General features: G+C 45.9%; 12 protein-coding genes and 3 pseudogenes. 10 read left to right on the top strand and 5 right to left on the bottom strand.

Annotated features, from left to right (window positions below):
* Nucleotides 1-115: 115 nt before the first annotated feature.
* Entirely contained in the window at nucleotides 116-2,173 is a 2,058-nt protein-coding gene (locus ACLFWI_RS03315; protein WP_446411729.1) for an ATP-binding protein, read from the bottom strand.
* A 210-nt stretch (nucleotides 2,174-2,383) separates the two neighbouring features.
* Between ACLFWI_RS03315 and rppA the strand changes: the two genes are divergently transcribed.
* The 3 genes from rppA (at nucleotide 2,384) to ACLFWI_RS03330 (ending at nucleotide 5,513) form a co-directional block, all read left to right on the top strand.
* Nucleotides 2,384-3,064 (top strand): two-component system response regulator RppA, encoded by a 681-nt coding sequence (gene rppA, locus ACLFWI_RS03320; RefSeq protein ID WP_446411730.1) that lies wholly within the window; start codon nucleotides 2,384-2,386, stop codon nucleotides 3,062-3,064.
* Nucleotides 3,065-3,491: 427 nt separating this feature from the next.
* Nucleotides 3,492-4,253 (top strand): PEP-CTERM sorting domain-containing protein, encoded by a 762-nt coding sequence (locus ACLFWI_RS03325; RefSeq protein ID WP_446411731.1) that lies wholly within the window; start codon nucleotides 3,492-3,494, stop codon nucleotides 4,251-4,253.
* A gap of 282 nt (nucleotides 4,254-4,535) precedes the next feature.
* Entirely contained in the window at nucleotides 4,536-5,513 is a 978-nt protein-coding gene (locus ACLFWI_RS03330) for a Gfo/Idh/MocA family protein (RefSeq protein ID WP_446411732.1), read from the top strand.
* Between the two features lie 113 nt (nucleotides 5,514-5,626).
* On the opposite strand, the gene ACLFWI_RS03335 is transcribed toward ACLFWI_RS03330, so the two are convergent.
* On the bottom strand, nucleotides 5,627-6,016 hold the full coding sequence (locus ACLFWI_RS03335) for a hypothetical protein (RefSeq protein ID WP_446411733.1): 390 nt from the start codon (nucleotides 6,014-6,016) through the stop codon (nucleotides 5,627-5,629).
* 406 nt (nucleotides 6,017-6,422) lie between these two features.
* On the opposite strand from ACLFWI_RS03335, the gene ACLFWI_RS03340 reads away from it, so the two are divergent.
* Both ACLFWI_RS03340 and ACLFWI_RS03345 read left to right on the top strand, forming a co-directional pair.
* Nucleotides 6,423-6,815, top strand: a complete 393-nt coding sequence (locus tag ACLFWI_RS03340; RefSeq protein ID WP_446411734.1) for a GNAT family N-acetyltransferase — start codon at nucleotides 6,423-6,425, stop codon at nucleotides 6,813-6,815.
* Between the two features lie 364 nt (nucleotides 6,816-7,179).
* The gene (locus tag ACLFWI_RS03345; protein ID WP_446411735.1) at nucleotides 7,180-9,039 is read left to right on the top strand and encodes a protein kinase domain-containing protein; all 1,860 of its coding nucleotides are present in this window, start codon (nucleotides 7,180-7,182) and stop codon (nucleotides 9,037-9,039) included.
* 35 nt (nucleotides 9,040-9,074) lie between these two features.
* Here ACLFWI_RS03345 and ACLFWI_RS03350 read toward each other — a convergent pair whose 3' ends face one another.
* Both ACLFWI_RS03350 and ACLFWI_RS03355 read right to left on the bottom strand, forming a co-directional pair.
* Nucleotides 9,075-9,302: a hypothetical protein gene (locus tag ACLFWI_RS03350; RefSeq protein ID WP_446411736.1), complete on the bottom strand. Its 228-nt coding sequence runs from the start codon at nucleotides 9,300-9,302 to the stop codon at nucleotides 9,075-9,077.
* Between the two features lie 325 nt (nucleotides 9,303-9,627).
* Nucleotides 9,628-10,256: pseudogene (locus ACLFWI_RS03355) on the bottom strand (RNA-guided endonuclease InsQ/TnpB family protein); the annotation flags it as partial.
* 2 nt (nucleotides 10,257-10,258) lie between these two features.
* Between ACLFWI_RS03355 and tnpA the strand changes: the two are divergent.
* Together tnpA and ACLFWI_RS03365 are read left to right on the top strand one after the other, a co-directional pair.
* Nucleotides 10,259-10,498: pseudogene (tnpA, locus tag ACLFWI_RS03360) on the top strand (IS200/IS605 family transposase); the annotation flags it as partial.
* Between the two features lie 121 nt (nucleotides 10,499-10,619).
* Nucleotides 10,620-10,868 (top strand): annotated as a pseudogene (locus ACLFWI_RS03365) (DNA-binding protein); the annotation flags it as partial.
* Between the two features lie 127 nt (nucleotides 10,869-10,995).
* Here ACLFWI_RS03365 and ACLFWI_RS03370 read toward each other — a convergent pair.
* Nucleotides 10,996-11,685, bottom strand: a complete 690-nt coding sequence (locus tag ACLFWI_RS03370) for a response regulator transcription factor (protein WP_446411737.1) — start codon at nucleotides 11,683-11,685, stop codon at nucleotides 10,996-10,998.
* Between the two features lie 274 nt (nucleotides 11,686-11,959).
* Here ACLFWI_RS03370 and ACLFWI_RS03375 point away from each other — a divergent pair, with 274 nt between their 5' ends.
* The 3 genes from ACLFWI_RS03375 to ACLFWI_RS03385 all read left to right on the top strand — a co-directional run bounded on the left by ACLFWI_RS03375 (nucleotide 11,960) and on the right by ACLFWI_RS03385 (nucleotide 19,748).
* Nucleotides 11,960-13,249: a glucose-1-phosphate adenylyltransferase gene (locus tag ACLFWI_RS03375; protein ID WP_446411738.1), complete on the top strand. Its 1,290-nt coding sequence runs from the start codon at nucleotides 11,960-11,962 to the stop codon at nucleotides 13,247-13,249.
* 369 nt (nucleotides 13,250-13,618) lie between these two features.
* Entirely contained in the window at nucleotides 13,619-14,671 is a 1,053-nt protein-coding gene (locus ACLFWI_RS03380) for a DnaJ C-terminal domain-containing protein (protein WP_446411739.1), read from the top strand.
* A 778-nt stretch (nucleotides 14,672-15,449) separates the two neighbouring features.
* Nucleotides 15,450-19,748 carry a GAF domain-containing protein gene (locus ACLFWI_RS03385; RefSeq protein ID WP_446411740.1) on the top strand — a complete coding sequence of 1,433 codons (4,299 nt, stop codon included), beginning with the start codon at nucleotides 15,450-15,452 and terminating at the stop codon, nucleotides 19,746-19,748.
* Nucleotides 19,749-19,958 lie beyond the last annotated feature (210 nt).

Here is a 19,958-nt window from a genome sequence, read left to right on the forward strand (position 1 = left end):
CCCTACATGATTCCCTAAACCCGCCCCTACGATTGTCCCTAAACCCGCCCCTACATACAATTGGCAGACGTAGCATGCTACGTCTCTACATTAATTTTTACAATCCCTAAACCTCTTATTTAACCCATCCCCTGATTTCTACATCGGTTAACGGTCGCTCTAGTTTGATATATTCACTCTTAGTAGCTTGTAATATATGTTTCATCTGCACGGCTTCCCCAGCATCTGCCGCTAGAAATGCCGCATTCATGGCAATACTACGGATATTACCCCCCGCTACATTCAGTTTTGCCAATTTCCGATAATCCAGTTTCTCGGTTGGTGTCTGTTTAGGAAAGATCCGTTTCCAAATTTCTTGGCGTTGCTCCGCGTTGGGGAAGGGAAATTGAGCAATAAAGCGAATCCGGCGCAGAAAGGCTTGGTCTAAGGCACTTTTGATATTGCTGGTTAAAATTGCCAATCCTCGATAGGATTCCATGCGCTGCAACAGATAACTGACCTCAATATTGGCATGGCGATCATGGGAGTCTTTGACTTCAGAACGTTTACCAAATAAGGCGTCGGCTTCATCGAATAAAAGGATCGATCCACCCCCTTCTGCGGCATCAAAAACCCGACGTAAGTTCTTTTCCGTTTCACCAATATATTTACTAATAACTGAACTGAGGTCGATCCGATAAACATCTAATCGTAACTCTTTGCCGATCACCTCGGCTGCCATGGTTTTCCCGGTTCCACTCGCCCCCGCAAATAAAGCGCTAATTCCCAGTCCGCGTCTACTTTTTCCGGCAAATCCCCAACTTTCATAGACTTTCATCCGGTGGCGTACATGGGTGACAATTTCTGTCAAGACAGTGCGTTCTCTGTCTGGCAAAATTAAATCGTCCCAAGTGGCGGCTGTGTCAATTCGTTGGGCTAATTCTTCCATGCGGGGACGGGCTTGAATACAGCAAACGTCCCACAATTTAGTGGTCATGGGTGGCAGGGCAGATGGGTTGTAGCTTTCTTCGTCTATAGCTTGCTCGTCTTCTTCTGGCGTCTCAATGTCCATTCCTTTGATGGTTAAGCAAGCGGTATGAATGTTGGGGGCGCTAAGGTTAAATGTGGAGACTAATAAGTTGATTGTCGGCTCAAGTTTGGCGGCTTTATCGGCTAAAGCGTTTTGCCAAATTAAACGCTGCTCATCGCTGGTGGGATGATGGACATCAATGGTAATAATGGGACGCTGGCGTTGGCGGCGTCGATCGCGACTCGTTACAATTAAGGGTGTGTTTAGGCTTTCGAGGAAACGAGCGATCGCACTTTCTCTGGCTGGATCATTGGTTTCGAGATGATCACAGTTGAGCAAGAGTACCGTACTACTTAATGCCCATTCCCGTTCATAGAGAATCTTAATGATATTCAGTTGACTGGTATTCGTGGGTAGAGATTCGGCGGAAAGGGCATGGAGATTAATCCCTAGATGATCGCATACAGCTCGCGCGATCGCACGTTTACTGGTGACATCCTCTCCACATAGCTGCACTACCGGAAATGTACCCTCACCCACCTGTAACCAGGTTGTAGCAATTTGTTGAACACTTTGTTGATGAGAGGAGACCAAAATACCCGGTAAAGGCATCGGTTCTTCCATACTCGCCAAGCGCTCATCGATATATTGCACGCCGCGCAGGTAATGCAAAATCCGCTCATCAATCCGTAGCGAACTACTGGTTAACGTAAACCCTTCACCCACGTCAATCAACCGCCAGTGGCGCAACGGTGCATCTGGCGTCAGCGCCCCCCAATGTCCATGGGGTAATATATTCAACGCTAGAGCAAATGTGGGATAATTCATTTGTTCATTACTCTGAGCGATGCCGCAGAGCAACCCCCAAGAGGCCTCAAATTCCATCCCCGCACATAACAGCAGCAAATCTCGCTCAAATGAGGATAGCCCAAATGTATGGCAAAGCTGATCTAACAAGGGAGGTGGTGAAAGCGATGTGTCAGGTTGATGGTAGGAACCATTTCCATTGGGATAGAAGCCATTAGTTAAGGTGAGAGAGATCCCTGTCATAATTTGATCACTCTTGCGTTCCAAGGCTTGACGCACTCGCGCAATCTCTCCCATCAGATACTGCTGATTGGCTTCTAGCCAGCCTTCGGTTACATTGAGCCGGGATACAGACATGGGCATCGTTAAGCGCAGCAATATTCACCATGATATAGCGTGTAGCGGCAAAAGTTTTCGGTTGGGAGAGCAGAGGTGCAGGGGAAGCAGGGGAAGCTGGGGAAGCTGGGGAAGATGAGGGAGAGATTTCCCAATCAACAAATGACGTAGCTTGCTTCTGGTGAAAGCGAGTATGACAAATGACGAATGACAAATGACGAATGACAAATAATGCGTATTCTGTTGGTTGATGATCAAGTTGAACTCACCGATCCTTTAAGCCGAGTCCTGAAACGGGAGGGATACGAGGTTGATGTGGCTTATGAGGGGCAGTCTGGACACCAGTTAGCGATGCAAAGCGACTATGATTTGCTTATTTTAGATTGGATGTTACCGCATCAGTCGGGGTTAGAGCTTTGCCAACAGTTGCGATCGCAAGGGAAAACGACGCCGGTTCTTTTCCTTACCGCTAAAGATACCCTGGATGATCGGGTGATGGGATTGGATGCAGGGGCGGATGATTATCTTGTCAAACCCTTTGAATTGCGAGAATTATTGGCTCGGGTTCGCGCCTTGCTGCGGCGTTCGGCGACGGAAACCAATGCGCCTGTTCGGTTGCGCGTTGCTTCTTTAGAACTGGATGTAGAAAATCAGCTCGCCTATCGTAATGGACGATTAATTGAACTCTCGGAAAAAGAAACCCAGCTTCTGGACTATTTTATGCGTCATTCGGGTCAACTGTTGACTCATGGGGAAATTTATCAGCAGTTGTGGCAGGATGAAGAACAACCTAGTAGTAATGTCTTAGCGGCTTTAGTGCGCTTGTTACGCCGCAAAATAGAGGCTCCTGGTGAAGCCCCATTGATTCACACGGTATACGGGAAGGGATATCGTTTGGGCGAGGGGAGTTAAGTTGAATGGTATTGACTGGTATGTTGGTGGGCAATGCCCACCCTACGCTATATCAAGAGTTTCGGCGAGCCAAAAATGCACGCTTTTCAGTGCCATTAGAGTTAAGTTCAACCGCAAGAAAATACTTAGATATCAACTCTCCTAATTCCTAATGCTTTTTTTCCCAACAGCCTCTATTGGGTTGATTCTGAGATATTCAGCTAACATCTGTCTAGCTAATTGAGAATAACTATAGACAATGCTCCAGTTTTTCCTTATTGGCTGGCATGAAAATGCGACCCTACTTAAAAAATATTGACAATTTTTGTTGACTTAACATAACTATGGATTTTGCGCTAGGATTTGGATCTTACTTCATCAACACTTCACAGAAATTCTCTCAAGAGAGAATTATACTGTTAAGTAAGCACATATACGGGGTGTAACTATGAATAGCATCTACTCAAAATTTTCGTTCCGAACGGCTGGATTTGCTTTAGGCGTTGGTTTAGCCACTGTGGGTATGTCTCTCATTTCGGGTGTTGCCAGTGCCGCTACAGTCACGAGTCTACCTGACTTTACCGATGACCAGTTCGATGGGTTAATTGATAGTGGGGAATTTACCGAACTCTTCGTGGCTGAAGGGCGAATTGGTAACGCCGCAACCAATGGAGATAGAGAGTTTGGGATTAATACAGCAAATGGTAACCCGGTTGCCGAAGGTCAGTATGCATGGGGAAGTAATCAACCAGTAAACTTTACACTGATATACGATGGCACAGAAGTCACATATACAGTGGCAGGTATAGAGCTAACTGCCAATTTCAGCGGTCTAGCGGATACCATATACCTACGCACCCTAGAAACGTCTAACAGCGATATTCAGGTTGATATGTTGCAGTTAAACGATATGGATTTGGTTTTAGAAGGTACATCTGACCCGGCTGTTTCTGCACCAGGCAATTCTGATGCAGATAGTGTGGACTATTTGCTAATTCAAAATATTTCCCAGCCCTTTACTCTTACTGGCAGGGCAAACCTCAGTTGGACAGGAGATCAACCGACTCGCTCTAACCTTGCCTATCAAATCAAAGTAGGTACTAGCGAACCTGTTCCTGAACCCTTGACTATCCTCGGTTCAGGTGTCGCTCTCGGATTTGGTGCTTTGTTGAAAAAAGAGTCTTCCAAAAAGCACAATAAGGTCAAATAACCAGGAAGCCATTCGTCTTTACCATGAAGCAAAACGGGCGGAAAGAAGACTTTAAGTTGCTGTAATTTAAGCCGCTGTATTTGTCAGTTAAGTGGATAAAATTCTGACCTCTCCCCCAGCCCCTCTCCTGCTCTTGAGTGGGGTGTAAAACTATAACTTCCCACCCCTCTCGTTCTCCCCTCTCAGATCCCCCTTCCGTCCTTTGGTAAGTTTGTCTGTGTCCACCAACTTCGTTACTCTAAATAGGGGGATTTTTAGAAGCCACGAGAGGACTAATCAAAAATGATGGATAAACTGCCCATTCGGGCTGGTATCGTCGGGACTGGATATGCAGCTAATCAACGGGCGCAAACCTTACAGACGGATGCGCGATCGCAGCTAGTGGTTGTCAGTGGGCATACCCCGGAAACCGTGCAAGACTTTGGACAACGTCACCAAACCAACGCCGTCGAGTCTTGGCAACAGGTGGTGACAGATCCAGAGGTGGATTTAGTCTTTGTTTGTACGATTAATCGCGATCATGGTGCGATTGTCAGGGCGGCTTTAACCGCAGGGAAGCATGTTGTTGTCGAATATCCAATTTCCCTTGATCCAAAAGAAGCCGAAGCCCTAATTGCCCTTGCTCAAACTCAAGGCAAACTCCTACATGTAGAACATATTGAGCTATTAGGCGGCTTACATCAAGCCTTACAGCAATCGCTACCAGAGATTGGCACTCCTTTTTATGCCCGATATGTCACAATTGTGCCGAAGCACCCAGCGCCCCAGCGTTGGACATACCATCGGGACTTATTTGGCTTTCCCTTTAAAGCCGCATTACCCCACATCCATCGATTTACTAATTTATTTGGTAACGTCGCAACCGTTAGCTGTAATACTCAGTTTTGGCAAAATTCAGACTATTATCGTGCCTGTCTCTGTACGGCTCAATTCCAGTTTGTCAAGGGACTAATTGCCCAAGTAACCTATGGCAAGGGGGAAGTATTTTGGCAGAGATTGCGGACGTTTGAAGTCCACGGCGATCAAGGTACGCTAGTGTTTGAGGGCGATCAAGGTAAATTAATCCGGGGAGAGGAAGAACATCCCATCACTCTAGCAGGGCGTCGCGGTTTATTTGTTCAAGATACGCAAATGGTATTGGATCATCTGGTGGATGGAAAGCCTCTGTATGTGTCGAGTGAAGCCAGTTTATATGCGCTTCAGGTTGGAGACGCCGCTTGCCAATCAGCGGAAACAAATCAAATGATTGTTTTGAGGTAGGTGCATCGGTGGTTGGTGACAAGAACCACTCTGTCAGGGCGGGTTTTGAATAAACTTGATCATCAATAGCAAAATGAAAGCCCTAAACCCGCCCCTACTTTCGGAAAAACATATCACCATGAATCAAGTTCAACTTCTACTTCTACGCGATCAAGACCGCTGCTTAAATTCTCGTGTCTGCGGAAATTGATCGGACTGATCGGTGGAGATAAGGGTTCGTTAACTGAGATTTCCACATCTTCTATTAACTGAAAGTCAGCACCAGCTTGGTTGTTAAAATTAATCTGGCTACCCCCCGTTCCTCTCCATGCCAGCGCTGGATCGTTTAAAAAGAACTGGTCAAAATCATCGCCGATATTTCTCTGTTCAATGCCGATTAAGGATTCACCAGAGAGAGTAACGTCGTCGGCTTTGGTCGTGACTGGTGATTGAGCCGAGACAGGGTTCACTAATCCGAAAATGGCGGTTAGTATTCCTATGGCTGTAAGATTTTTATATCGCATTGGCGTTCTCTCATGAGAGTTTGTTACATTTTTATTATTTTTAACTTGAGTCCGGTTTACCTCTATCAGAGGAAACGATAATTGACAAAGAGGTATCTCCAAGAAGATAGATTTTTCTTCAGAAGCTGTAGTTTAATCATCTGTACTCTATGTTTAACCCAGACGCGATCGCGCCGCTTACCACATCCCATTGGTGTCTACTGAAGCTGAGGAAGCACAGACGTTGCCATGGCACGTTTGGGAGAGGGGCTGTAGGGGCGGGTTTTACCGCTAACGTTCTGTTGATGTCCGATAACATGACTAAATCGGCCCTTCTAGGTGTAGAGGAAGCAAACAAATGACATAAGACGAATGTTAACTGGGGTTACATCTGCCGACGCAGTAACCGGACTTTGAAAATAGGGTGGTGTATAAGTTGAATGTACGAGAGGATGAGTCAACCGTGAATCTATCGGTACGAGTCTTTCCCAGAACTTTTGGATATCAAGGGGAAATGAGGTATGAGTTTACTCAGGCAGATGACTTAGTCGGAGTGGTATCTGTCTGTGAGGATGAAACCTCCTATTTTATTCATTTCTTAAATGTCATGCCCGGTAATCGTGGCAAAGGGTATGGGTCTAAAATCCTGAAGATGCTTTGCCAAATGTTGAATGATAAACCGATTACTCTAGAATTGGACAAGGGTAGTCCTTTTGGCATAGAAAATTTACGCGCCTGGTACAGCAGACATGGTTTTGTATCAACGACTGAGGATTTGATGATACGCCAGCCGTCCATTAGCTGGATACAGGAAGGGTGATTTCGGAGATGGGGTGAGGGAGAGATGGGGAAGATGGGGGAGCTAGGGGAGAAAAAACCCAGACAAAATAGCGAGCGAGACGCTCGCACTACCTTTCCTTCCTGGTTTATTTCCTTTAACCTACTTAAAGCTTAATGTCAAGAATTGCGAAATTCTTGTCGTAGTGTGTTAAGCGAAGCCATGCCGCAGGCTTTGCATCTTGCTCACTACTACATTGAGCATCTTGCTCACTACCTATACCCAATTTCAATGCGTGACTTAATGCGTGACTTAAGGGAGCAGGGGAAGCGAGGGAAGCTGGGAAAGCGGCACTAGCTGGATACAAGCCACAATAGGATCAACTCTTGACTCTAAAAATTCGCGAATGAGTTACTGCCTTAACCTAACTTGTCCCAAACCCGACAACCCTGATCATGCCAGATTTTGCTCCACTTGTGGGTCAAAATTACTTTTAGGCGATCGCTACCGGGCGATGGAGTTGATTAGTCAGGGGGGTATTGGTCGTACCTTTCGGGCAATTGACGAATCTGAGTCGGGATTATCCACTTGTATTATCAAGCAGTTTTCACCTACCAATCAAGGTACAACCAATATCGAGAAAGCGGCGGCATCCTTTCGTCAAGAAGCCGCCCGATTACAAACTCTAGGCGAACATCCCCAGATTCCCCAACTGCTGGCTTATTTTGAACCGAATCCGCAAAGGGGAACGACGGGTGCGATCGTGCAACGCTTAGTGGAGGGAGAGAGTTTAGCCCAACAATTAGTGAAAGAAGGGGCATTTAATGAAACCCAGATTCGCCATATCTTAGCACAACTGTTGCCTGTATTACAGTATATTCATTCTCATCAGGTTATTCACCGAGATATTAATCCAGCCAATATTATTTGTTCTGCCAGTACAGGAATCGAGACAGAAGCCGATCAACTGGTTCTTGTTGATTTTAGTGCCGCAAAATTGACTACGAAAACAGCATTAGCCCGAACCGGAACGGTTATTGGTTCTGCGGCTTATGCCGCCCCGGAACAACTGATGGGCAAAGCGGTAACAAGTAGTGATTTGTATAGTTTAGGGGTGACTTGTATTCATTTGCTGACGAGTATTCATCCTTTTGACTTATTTAACAGTTTAGAAGGAATGTGGGTGTGGCAAGATTATCTGATTGAACCGATTAGCGATCGCCTCAAGCAAACCTTGAATAAAATGCTAGAGGGGGCGGTAAAACTGCGTTATCAGTCAGCAGCAGATATTCTCCAGGATTTGCATCTAACCCAGACTTTAGCCCAATCATTGTCAGTCGCTTCCCCAAATCCATCGGTTAAACCAAACACGCTAACACCGACGTGGCAATGTGTACGGACGTTGCGGGGTCATTCGAGTTCGATTCATGCGATCGCCTTTGATCCAGACGGACAGATTCTGGCTAGTGGGGGTGCGGATCGTAGCGTCAAACTCTGGCATCTGGATAGTGGTATACCCAGTTGTACATTTTCTGGGCATTCTAGTTTAATTGATACCATTGCTTTTAGTCCAGATGGACAGTTTTTAGTCAGTGGTAGTTGGGATCACACGATTAAACTTTGGGAATTAACGACCCAAAGATTAAAGCATACCCTGAAGCAACATTCAGGTTGGATTAAGTCAGTTGCTTTTAGTCCAGATGGACAGATTCTCGCTAGTGGCAGTGCTGATAAAACTATTAACCTTGGGAATTTAAACACACAAAATATACAGAAAACTCTTAATGGTCATTCCAGCATGATTCATACGGTTGTCATCAGTCCGGATGGGCAAACCTTGGCAAGTGGTAGTGCAGATCGCACGATTAAACTGTGGAATTTAGCCACGGGTGAGATTCAGTTAACCCTACAGGGGCATACCGATGCCGTCAATTCACTCTGCTTTAGTCCTAGTGGTCAACTTTTAATCAGTGGTAGTGCGGATGCGATGATTCAAGTCTGGAACTTAAAGACAGGTGATATTTTGTTGACGCTGACTGAACATACAGATGCGGTTAATTCTGTTGCCATCAGCGCCAAAGGTAGCCTATTAATCAGTGGTAGTGCTGATGGCACCGTTAAGCTTTGGCATCCGGGTAGTGGAAAACTGCTCCAGACATTATCTGATCATTCAGCAGGTGTAATGTCTGTGGCAATTAGTCCATATAGTTCAACCTTGGCAAGTGCGGCTCAAGATAAAACGATTAAACTTTGGCAATTTATTTAAGTAGGGAACAGGAAACAGGGAACAGGGAATGAGGATTAAGGTTGAGGTGTTGAGGACATCAGCGTGTCCTTTAAACACATACCATTCGTTGCGATCGCTAAGGGATTGGCTAAGGTGACTGGGAAATGACCCTTTTCCTCCTGGTAACTTTTGAGTCCGAATTCTCCCTGGGATACAGGGTGCTTCTCGGAGTCGGGGAGTTCTGAAGACTGAACAGGCTTGGTCTTGAAAAATGTATCGGTGGTTACAACTAAGGTTGCCATCTGTTTCTAGATACGCAGGGGAATAGATAAGGCAATTTCACGCTTCTTAAGCTAGGTTTGTCGTTGCGCTGTCTTCGCCATCAACACTGGCATCGCTGACTACAGACTTCTAAGTCCGTGACATTCACCTAGATTAGCACTACTATTTTGCTTTTTGGTGCGGTTTATGGTTAAGTAGTCTCTATTATCGATTCGCAATAGTTTTTGGCAGATGTTGGTGGGAACAAAAGAAGCAGCACAGATCCTTGGTGTATCGGGTCAGCGGGTGCGGTGGTTGTTAGAACGTGGTCGGTTGACACTCCTACGGTTACGCTTCGCTAAAACCTTAGGATTCTAAGTTCATCGTCAGAACTTGCTCTACCAAGGTTGCCCCAAGTAGCGTAGAGGTTCCAACTCCCTTAGCGTTACTTTCCGGATGCCCTCCGGTAGATTTTGCCTTAAGCAAAATATTGATTGCCGCATTCCAGTCCCTTTGCAGAATCAACCCACACGAACACAGATGGGTTCTAGTGCTGAGGGATTTTTTGACTATCGCCTTACACTGACTGCATTCAAGAGAGGTGTATTGAGGTGGAACAGCAATAGCCAATCGTCCAAACTTGGTGGCAAAATGCTCTATCCACTGCCTGAACTGATACCAACTTGCATCAGAAATTGACTTAGCCAAACAGTGATTTTTGAGCAGATTTGCAACTCTCAAGTCTTCATAGGCTACTAAGTCGTTAGACTTGCATACGTTTCTCGCCAGTCTCTTGGCGTGTTCATTCCGCTGCCTATTTACTCTTAAGTGTTTCTTGGAATATCTAGCTCTTGCCTTACGGCGTCCTGTTGAACCCTTAACTTTTTGTAGATACGACGTTGTGCGTGTTTAATATCAGTTTCAGCCCGTTTTAGAAACTTGGGATTAGGTTCTTGGTGTCCGTTTTAATCTGTGTAAAACGATTCCAGTCCAACAGATTATTGCTTTAGAAGTGATGCCAGACCACGTACACCTATTTCTTAACTGCCCTCCCACTGTTGCCCCCTCAGACATCATGCATCGGCTCAAAGGAGCGACGGCTTACAAACTCACTCATGAATTTCCGCATTTAAAAAAGCTCCCAAGTATGTGGACTAGAAGCTTTTTCTGTTCAACTGCTGGAAATGTTAGTAGTGAGACAGTTAAGCGCTACATTGAAAACCAAAAGACCAGATAGTTTGGTCAGCTCCGTACCTACGCTGACCCGCCTTATATCCCACACCCTTTTAGGTGTGGGATATAAGGCGTTTCTATAAAAAGTCGTCCTAAAAGGACGAGGCTTGTATCCCTAGTTCTCGGTCAATCAAAGACAGATTCGCCAAAATCACAAGAGTGGCGATCGCGCTCCGGTGATTACAGTGAAGCGCGGGTCGAGTAATATTTACGCTCATGGTGTGGAGATTACAGGGTCTTGTCGGGTGATGTATCGTCCTGATCACCCAAAGCGTTGTGGGGCGAGAGTTTGGATTGAGACGTTATCTCAGGTGAAGGTGATTGGTCAGGCATTTAGGCCCAGTGGAGAGCTGTTATCCTTGGGGTTTGGTTAGGTTTTGTCCGGTAGACTGCTCTGCTCACCATAGTTCCACGCCTTACCTCTAGAACCACCTAGGCTCCCCCTGCTGGCGCATAGGCGGTCAGAAACGTTTGCCGTCATGCCCTCTTAGGAAACAGGTTTCACTCAGTCAAACCATGTTCAAGGGCATAACGGACTAACTCGGTGCGGCTATTGGTTCCGGTTTTGCTAAACAAGCGACTGACATATTTCTCCACATTGCGGACACTGGTTTCCAGGCGGCGGGCAATTTCTTTATTCATCAGCCCTTGGGCAACCAAATCCAGAACACTTTGCTCTCGCGGCGTAAAGTCAATGCGGATGGGTGGGGGAGTTTGAGAAATATTACCCCGTTGAGCCAACATTTCCCGAATCGCGGTCAGCTCTTTTTCGATATTCCCTAAATCTGCCGTACCCGCTGTTTCCTGAGCCGTGGTAGCACGACGTTCCAGCAAATTCTCCACAATGGCAACTAATTCATCTGTATCAAATGGTTTAGATAGGTAAGCATCACAACCTGCCTGATAACCTTGAATCCGGTCTGTGGTCATGCCTCTAGCTGTGAGAAAGACCACTGGCAGTGATTTGAAACGAGGGTCTTCTCGCAGTTTCTTAAGAAACTGATACCCATCTACTTGAGGCATCATAATATCGGTGATCACAAGATCAGGCGTTTTTTGTTGCAACATTTGCCATGCATCATTGGCATTACTGGCAACATCGACAGTAAAACCACCCACCTCTTCTAAATAGGCTGGGACTGATTCCCGAATCCCCGGTTCGTCATCGACCAGTAACAGTTGTGCTGACATCTCTCACTTCCTTTGCCATTCTTTATCCCAATGTAATGGAAATTTATAATAACGGGGTAGAACTCACCAGTTCAACCCCAGCGTTGAGGGGGACACCGGGCTCAAATCATTACTCTAGTTGGGGTAGAAGTCTCTCTTCGTGCCTCTAGTCCCGCCGTTTTTTGAGTTTTTCTTTCTTTGGAGAGAGTCAACTTTCTCCCTTACCCTCTTGAAAAGAATTCCACACAAGCGGACACTAAGACTTGAGAGTCTATCGGCATTCCAGAGGTGTTTCGTGAAAAGAGTATTAGGTATCATTCTCGGAGGTGGCGCGGGCACCCGCCTTTATCCATTAACCAAGTTGCGGGCTAAACCGGCTGTTCCCTTGGCGGGTAAGTACCGCCTGATTGACATTCCGGTCAGTAACTGCATCAACTCCGAGATCTATCAAATTTACGTTCTTACCCAATTTAACTCAGCGTCCTTGAATCGGCATATTGCCCGCGCATATAACTTTGCTGGCTTTACCGATGGATTTGTGGAAGTCCTAGCTGCCCAACAAACTGCTGAAAATCCTAGCTGGTTTCAGGGAACAGCAGACGCAGTTCGTCAATACTTGTGGCTCCTAGAGGAGTGGGATGTTGATGAATATATCATTCTATCCGGCGACCATCTCTATCGGATGGACTATCGCCATTTCGTGGAACACCACCGTGAAACTAAAGCCGATATCACCCTTTCTGTGGTGCCTATCGGTGAGAAACTGGCAAGCAGTTTTGGTTTGATGAAAATTGATCATACTGGCCGGGTGATTGATTTCAGTGAAAAGCCCAAAGGGGATGCCCTCAAGCAAATGCAGGTGGATACAACAGTGTTAGGCTTGAAACCCGATCAGGCAAAGGAAAAACCCTATATTGCCTCGATGGGAATTTACGTCTTTAGTAAAGAGGCGTTGATCAAGTTGTTGCAAGCCAACCTAGAACAGACTGACTTTGGCAAAGAAATTATCCCCGGCGCATCGGCGGATCATAACGTTCAAGCCTACTTGTTCAACGACTATTGGGAAGACATTGGTACCATTGAAGCGTTCTATAATGCCAATCTAGCCTTAACTCGGCAACCCCAGCCACCGTTTAGTTTCTACGACAAAGAGGCACCGATTTATACTCGCGCCCGTTATTTGCCTCCGACTAAACTTTTGGATAGTCATGTGACGCAATCGATTATTGGAGAAGGTTGTATTCTCAAAGATTGTCGTATCCATCACTCGGTATTGGGAGTTCGCTCTCGCATTGAAGCCGGTTGTGTGATTGAAGACACTCTGATTATGGGATGTGACTTCTACGAACCTTTTGCCGAACGTCAATCCGATGTAGAAACCGGACGTGTCCCCTTAGGGATTGGTGCAGGAACCACAGTTCGCCGTGCCATCATTGACAAAAATGCTCGCATTGGTCACGATGTTCAAATTGTCAACAAAGATCACGTTGAGGAAGCTGAACGGGAAAAACAAGGCTTTTTGATTCGCAATGGCATTGTCGTTATCCTCAAAAATGCCGTAATTCCCGATGGAACGGTCATTTAGAAGGTAGAGTTTGGTGGTGAATTAGGGGCGGGTTTGACTATTATCTATCGTTTTTTCCCGTCCCTATAGCTGTGTTTCTTTAACTGGATAGCGGGAAATCCACACTGGTCAGTCAACAGAAGTTGAGTTAATCTAACGATTATCTGCTATCCACAGCTAAGTTATGCTTTGTGGGTTTAGGTAAAGCGGCATGATGGGGGAGAATGCCGCAGCTTCTCTATTTGAGGCGTCAGGTGTGGAAATTGCGATCGCGTGATTGAGAAAGATCCGAACTTAAACCCATGCTGGGGTTTGTTACTCTAGCTTTGAGGTAGAGACATATTAACCCAGTTTATCAATTAAATCCTTGGAGTAGAGGAGAAACCCTTCATGGCTGCAACTGACTTTAAAGACTACTATGCCGTCCTAGGAGTGAGCAAGACGGCTAGTGCGGATGAAATTAAAAAGAGTTTTCGACGTCTGGCGCGGAAATACCACCCAGACATGAACCCGGGTGACAAACAAGCCGAGGCTCGATTTAAAGAAGTGAATGAAGCCTACGAAGTCTTGTCTGACCCCGAAAAACGCAAGAAATACGATCAGTTTGGTCAGTACTGGAAGCAAGCCGGAGTTGGTGGATACCCTGGAGCTGGGGGTGCTAATGTTGATTTCGGTAATTTTGATTTTGGTCAATACGGTAGTTTTGACGAGTTTATTAATGAACTTCTAGGGCGCTTTAATACAGCCGCTACAGGGACGCCAGGAGGGACGGGAAGTCGTCGAACCTACACTTATCGCTCTACTCCAGGCGGCGCAACGGGTGCTGGCTTTAATGACTTTACCAGTGGCTTTGGTGGCTTTAATGATTTCGCTGGCTATGAAAGTGGCAAAGCCGCAGCAGGATCAGGAGCTGATCGGGAAGCTACAATTACGTTGAGCTGGTCTGACGCCTTCCGAGGTACGCAAAAACGGATTAATTTGGGTAGTGAAGTCATCGAAGTGCGGATTCCGCCCGGTGCTAAACCAGGAAGTCGGATTCGGGTTCGAGGTAAGGGTCAAGTGAGCCAATACAACCAGCAACGGGGCGATTTGTACTTAATTGTAGACCTGAAACCTCATGCCTTCTTCCAGTTCGAGGGTGATAACCTCTTGTGTGAAGTGCCAGTGATGCCCGATGAGGCAGTCTTGGGTGCCACGATTGAGGTGCCAACTCCTGATGGTAAAGTGAGTGTCAATGTGCCAGCCGGGATTCGCTCAGGTCAATCATTACGGTTGCGCGGTAAAGGCTGGACTCAACCGAAAGGTGGACGCGGTGATCAACTGGTGCGGATTGTCATCGCTACACCAAAAGATATCACGTCAGTTGAGCGGGAGTACTATGAAAAAATCCGGGAAAGCCGTCATTTCGATCCCCGCAGCTATTTGTCTCAGGTACGTCTTTAGAGCGGTGTGGGGGGGAGTTGTAAGTTTGACCCCTCGCTTCGCTTGTCGGGCATGGCGCGTGAGTTTACTCCTGGACTTCGCCCCGCTTCGCTAACCTGAACATCTCCCCCATCTCCGGATTTTTCCCAGACCAGGGTAATTTTTTAGATATATATGATATAATAGAATGTTTTACGATACAGGAATATAGGGTGCATCCCTTTGGGGATTGGTAAAGATAAATAAACTTAGCTGGATAGTAAATCAAAATACGTAACGGATTTATAACGTTTTTTAAACTTATTCATGGATTCTGTCACAGTAATGGGAATTTGTATTAGCTTATGATTAGATAGCCCAAAAACTGTATGGATTGTCATATCATGTCTAATTGAACCTGTGAATGAGAAACGGACGCAGGAATCTGGAGAGACGGAAACAAGCCGTGTTTTTTTATTGGCAAAGTTTGACATGAGACAATCACCAATTTCAGTGTCTGGGAAAAAGAAAAAGTAGAGATGAATGGCGAGCGATAACCAGGTAAGAATGATCGCTGCGCTTGAGCTTCTCTGAAGACAGGGGAAAAGGGTTTCGGAGCTAGTCTGGAATTTGACATGAGTGAAGGAGGCTAACTCTTGTCTGAATCTCCCGTCAAAGTTAAATATTTTTTACAGCCATTCCTCTAAAGGTAAAAAATAAATAATAATTTGAGGGTTATGATCGAGAAAATGCCTCAATTGATCATCGAATTGGCATGAGTCAACTTATGAAAAGATTCGATTTAAAAAAGTCCCAATGGATGAACATTGCGAAAAAGAATTATCAGCCTGGAAAATTATCATGGACAGGCAATAGTCCGGATCAACTAAAATGGATGCGGATATTGTATGAGACACTTCCCTGCATTTATTTCACCCTTAATTTTGATGGGGTGATTTTGGATGTAAGTCAGTTCGGTGCAGCCTATTTGGGGTATGATTTTTGGGAGTTAGTCCAAAAGCCAATTCATCGGCTTTTTGAGCCAGAAAGCCAATGCCGATATCAAGCCATATTGACTCATCTAAGCCAGCATCCGACTGAAATTCATCCCTGGGAAACTCGGTTAATTGGTAAAGATGGTAGGATTGTCTGGGTTAAGGCAAGAATTCGTTTGATTCCGATAACTGCCTCAAATTCGCTGATCAGCTTAGTTTGTGAAGAGATGAGGACAGCTAAATCACAAGGGTTGCTCCCAACTTCTGATCGCAATAATGATGAAGCTGTTTTGATCACCAATGACAACGGTGATTTTACCTATATTTGTCCTCATGTTACCTCTATTTTGGGTTATTCTGTGTCGGAAGTCCACGCTCTGGGTAATATTACTCACCTGCTGGGCAACTTACCCTGGAATTGGCAAGCTTTAGCTGTCGCGGGAAATGTTCGTAATGTTGAAGTAGAAATTACCGATAAGACAGGCAAACCCCGTACTTTATTGGTTAATGTTAAGCCAGTTTCTATCCAGGGAGGAACAATACTTTATCGCTTGCGTGATAGCACGAATCGCCAGTTCGTTGCAGACATATCGCAACCAAAAGCTGATCGGTTAGCACCTAGCCTAGCCGATCCGACAACGGAACAACTAAGTAATCACAAATACACCCAAGACATTCTGCAAGAGAGTGAAGCCCGATTCCGCACCATGGCAGATAATGCCCCTGTGCTGTTATGGATGTCCGGTACAGATGGATTATATACGTTTTTTAATCAGGGCTGGTTGCGGTTTACTGGACGCACTCTGGAACAAGAACTGGGTAATGGTTGGGCTGAGGGAGTGCATGATGAGGACTTACCATCTTGTTTAGAGACGTATCAGCAGGCGTTTAATGCTCGTCAAGCTTTTTGTATGGAATATCGCTTGCGACGAGCAGATAAAGAATATCGCTGGATTTTAGATACAGGAACGCCTCGATTTACTCCTAGTGGTCGGTTTTTAGGATATATCGGATCTTGCATTGATATTACCGATCGCAAAAAAACCGAAACAGCTGTACAACAGCAATATCTGCGAGAACGGTTAATTGGTGCGATCGCGCAACGGATTCACTATTCCTTAGACTTAGACGAGATTCTCAATACCACCGTCGCCGAAGTGCGGCAAATTTTGGGGTGCGATCGCGTGCTTGTCTTTCGCCTCTATGGAGATGGGAGTGGTATCGTGGAAGTTGAATCCGTTGACGTGAACTGGCAGCCGATTTCCGGAACCGTGATCAACGATCGCTACTTTGCCGAAGACTATATCCACCTTTACCAAAAAGGGCGCGTCCAATCCGTCGAAGATATTTATAACGCTGGCTTAACCGACTGTCATATTGAATTATTAGCTCAATTCCAGGTGAGAGCTAACCTGGTTATCCCCATCGTTCATGAGGAGCGCTTATGGGGATTGCTGGTGGCTCAACAGTGCCAAACCCCCCGAAAATGGCAACCCTGGGAAATCGAATTGCTGCAAACGCTTTCCACCCATACAGCAATTGCCATTCAACAATCGGAACTCTATCAGCAAGCCCAAACAGAAATCCACCAACGCCAGCAAGCAGAAGGAACACTGCGACAACAGGTTCAGCGAGAGCAGTTAATCGGCGCAATTACTCAAAGCATTCGTCAGTCGCTGAACTTAGAGGACATTCTCGAACGCACCGTGGCGGAGGTGCGACAAGTTCTGCAAACGGATCGGGTGATTATTTTGCGCTTCAATCCCGACTGGAGTGGTAAGGTGGTTGTTGAATCCGTAGACCCGCGCTGGTGTTCGATTTTAGGCAACCGCATCTACGACCCCTGTTTTGAGAAAACCTATATCTCGCTCTACCAACAAGGTCGAGTCAGAACCCTGGACGATATCTATACAGCTAATCTGAACCAATGTTATATTGACTTACTCGCCAAATTCCAGGTACGGGCTAACCTGGTTGTGCCAATTGTCCACAGTGAAAAACCACTACCCATCCCCCAATCTCAACTCAATGTTCAAACCCCCAACCAAAGCCCAACGCGCTTGTGGGGACTACTCATTGCCCATCACTGTAGCCAACCCCGGAAATGGCAATCCTTTGAGATTGACTTACTCGACGGGTTAGCTTCTCAGGTTGCTATTGCCATTCAACAAAGCCAACTGTACGAACAGGCAAAATCTCTGTTCTGGCGAGAGCGAGTCCTCAATCAAGTGACTCAAGCCATCCGGCGTTCATTGGACTTAACTACAGTTTTTGAGACAGCCGTCCAAGAGATTGGCGAACTCTTACCCGTTGATCGGGCGGAAATTGTCCAATATGCGCCAGAACGCCAGTGTTGGTTATCCGTGGCAGAATATCGCCGCTCTCTAGAGGATAGCAGTACCCTGGGACAGGAAATTCCTGATCACAATCATCCTTTGGCTGAACGACTCAAGCAATTAGAAATTATTCGCATCGAGGATACGAGTACATTTAACCAAGATTTAGCTCAAGACTTTCCAGGAGCTTGGTTATGGGTTCCCTTGCAGTTTAATTCTCAGATATTAGGGAGTTTAACCTTAGGCAAAACCAATCATCCCTACTCCTGGCAAGACTCAGAGGTAGAATTAATCGTCGCCATTGCCGACCAAGTCGCGATCGCGATCAGTCAAAGTCAACTGTACCATCAGGCTCAGTATCACCTCAAACGAGAACAAGCGATCAATCACCTAACTCACGCGATTCGTTGCTCACTCGACTTAGAAACGATTTTTTCTACCGCCACCCAGGAAATTGAGAGCCTTTTGCAAGTGGATCGCGCTCAAATCATCCAGTATATTCCCGAACGCCAACTCTGGGTAAATGTAGCGGAGTCGTGTCGCGATGAATGTTTGCTCAAAACCTTGGGTGTAGAAATTCCCGATGAAAATAATCCCCTAGCGAAGCGACTCAAACGCTTAGAAGTGGTGCGGATTAACGATACCCGCTGTTTGGCAGACACAACCAATACAGCAGTTGCCCAACAGTTTCCGGGGGCGTGGTTGTTGGTTCCCCTGCACTGTGGTAACTCGGTTTGGGGCGCTCTAGGGCTGATGATGGATAATCGAGCCTACAATTGGCAAGACGCCGAGGTGGAGTTGATTTGTACCATCGCCGATCAATTAGCGATCGCACTCCAACAAGCGGAACTCTACAAGCAAAGTCGCAAGGCGGAAGCCAAAGCATTAACCCACGCCCAACAGCTTGAGCAAACTGTTGCCAAACTCCAGAAAACCCAAGCGCAGTTGGTGCAAAGTGAAAAAATGTCCAGTTTAGGACAGTTAGTCGCGGGAGTTGCCCATGAAATCAATAATCCAGTTAACTTTATTTATGGTAATTTAGTCCATGCCAGTGACTATGCTGCTGATCTTTTAGGTTTAATCGAACTCTATCAACAGCAATATCCCCAGATCACACCCGAAATCCAGTCCGAAATGGACGCGATCGATCTGGACTTTTTGATAGAAGACTTGCCCAAACTTCTGGATTCGATGAAAGTCGGAGCCGAGCGGATTTGTGAAATTGTCTACTCCCTGCGGAATTTTTCCCGTATCGCTGAAGCGGAAATGAAAGCCGTAGATATTCATGAGGGCATTAATAGTACCCTGATGATTCTGCGAAACCGACTGAAAGCACGAGGCGAGAATCCGGGTATTCAGGTGATTAAAGAATACGGTGATCTGCCGCAGGTTCAATGTTACGCCGGACAGATTAACCAAGTGTTTATGAATTTGTTAGTCAATGCCATTGATGCCATTGATGAGCAAAACAAAAAGCGGTCATTGGACGAACTTAAAGCCAACCCTAGCACAATTCGAGTGCAGACTGAAACTTTAGATAACCAAGAGGTAGCAATCCGAATTATCGATAATGGTCCCGGAATGAGGGAAGAGGTTCAGCAACAACTATTCCATCCCTTCTTTACGACTAAACCGGTGGGAACGGGGACAGGTTTAGGATTATCGATTAGCTATCAAATCGTCGTTGAAAAACATGGCGGTCACCTTTTCTGTCACAGTAATTTAGGACAGGGAACCGAGTTTGTGATCCAAATTCCAGTGCGTCAACATCTTTCTGGAAATAAGTGAAAGAAACCCGCTGGTTTAGAGAATAGCTAGGTTGTCGGGTCGATTAGTCATGAGATAGTCTGGCGTTGCGACTTCTAGTTTAGTACAAAGGAGCGATTGCGTCTTCCCAGTTTGTTGTCTCAATCGAAGAATAGATCACCATGGGATCAAATAAGTTTGCTTTTTCTACACATTCTGTTCACTTTGTCAATGCGTAAGTTCTAAATTAAA

It is taken from the genome of Coleofasciculus sp. (genome assembly GCF_046539235.1).
Taxonomy (GTDB): domain Bacteria; phylum Cyanobacteriota; class Cyanobacteriia; order Cyanobacteriales; family Coleofasciculaceae; genus Coleofasciculus.

What these genes read in the sequence shown, in the direction of transcription:
- ACLFWI_RS03315 (WP_446411729.1), bottom strand. Translation starts at nt 2,173, where the DNA reads ATGTCTGTATCCCGGCTCAATGTAACCGAAGGCTGGCTAGAAGCCAAT.
- rppA (WP_446411730.1), top strand. Translation starts at nt 2,384, where the DNA reads ATGCGTATTCTGTTGGTTGATGATCAAGTTGAACTCACCGATCCTTTA.
- ACLFWI_RS03325 (WP_446411731.1), top strand. Translation starts at nt 3,492, where the DNA reads ATGAATAGCATCTACTCAAAATTTTCGTTCCGAACGGCTGGATTTGCT.
- ACLFWI_RS03330 (WP_446411732.1), top strand. Translation starts at nt 4,536, where the DNA reads ATGATGGATAAACTGCCCATTCGGGCTGGTATCGTCGGGACTGGATAT.
- ACLFWI_RS03335 (WP_446411733.1), bottom strand. Translation starts at nt 6,016, where the DNA reads ATGCGATATAAAAATCTTACAGCCATAGGAATACTAACCGCCATTTTC.
- ACLFWI_RS03345 (WP_446411735.1), top strand. Translation starts at nt 7,180, where the DNA reads ATGAGTTACTGCCTTAACCTAACTTGTCCCAAACCCGACAACCCTGAT.
- ACLFWI_RS03350 (WP_446411736.1), bottom strand. Translation starts at nt 9,302, where the DNA reads ATGGCAACCTTAGTTGTAACCACCGATACATTTTTCAAGACCAAGCCT.
- ACLFWI_RS03370 (WP_446411737.1), bottom strand. Translation starts at nt 11,685, where the DNA reads ATGTCAGCACAACTGTTACTGGTCGATGACGAACCGGGGATTCGGGAA.
- ACLFWI_RS03380 (WP_446411739.1), top strand. Translation starts at nt 13,619, where the DNA reads ATGGCTGCAACTGACTTTAAAGACTACTATGCCGTCCTAGGAGTGAGC.
- ACLFWI_RS03385 (WP_446411740.1), top strand. Translation starts at nt 15,450, where the DNA reads ATGAACATTGCGAAAAAGAATTATCAGCCTGGAAAATTATCATGGACA.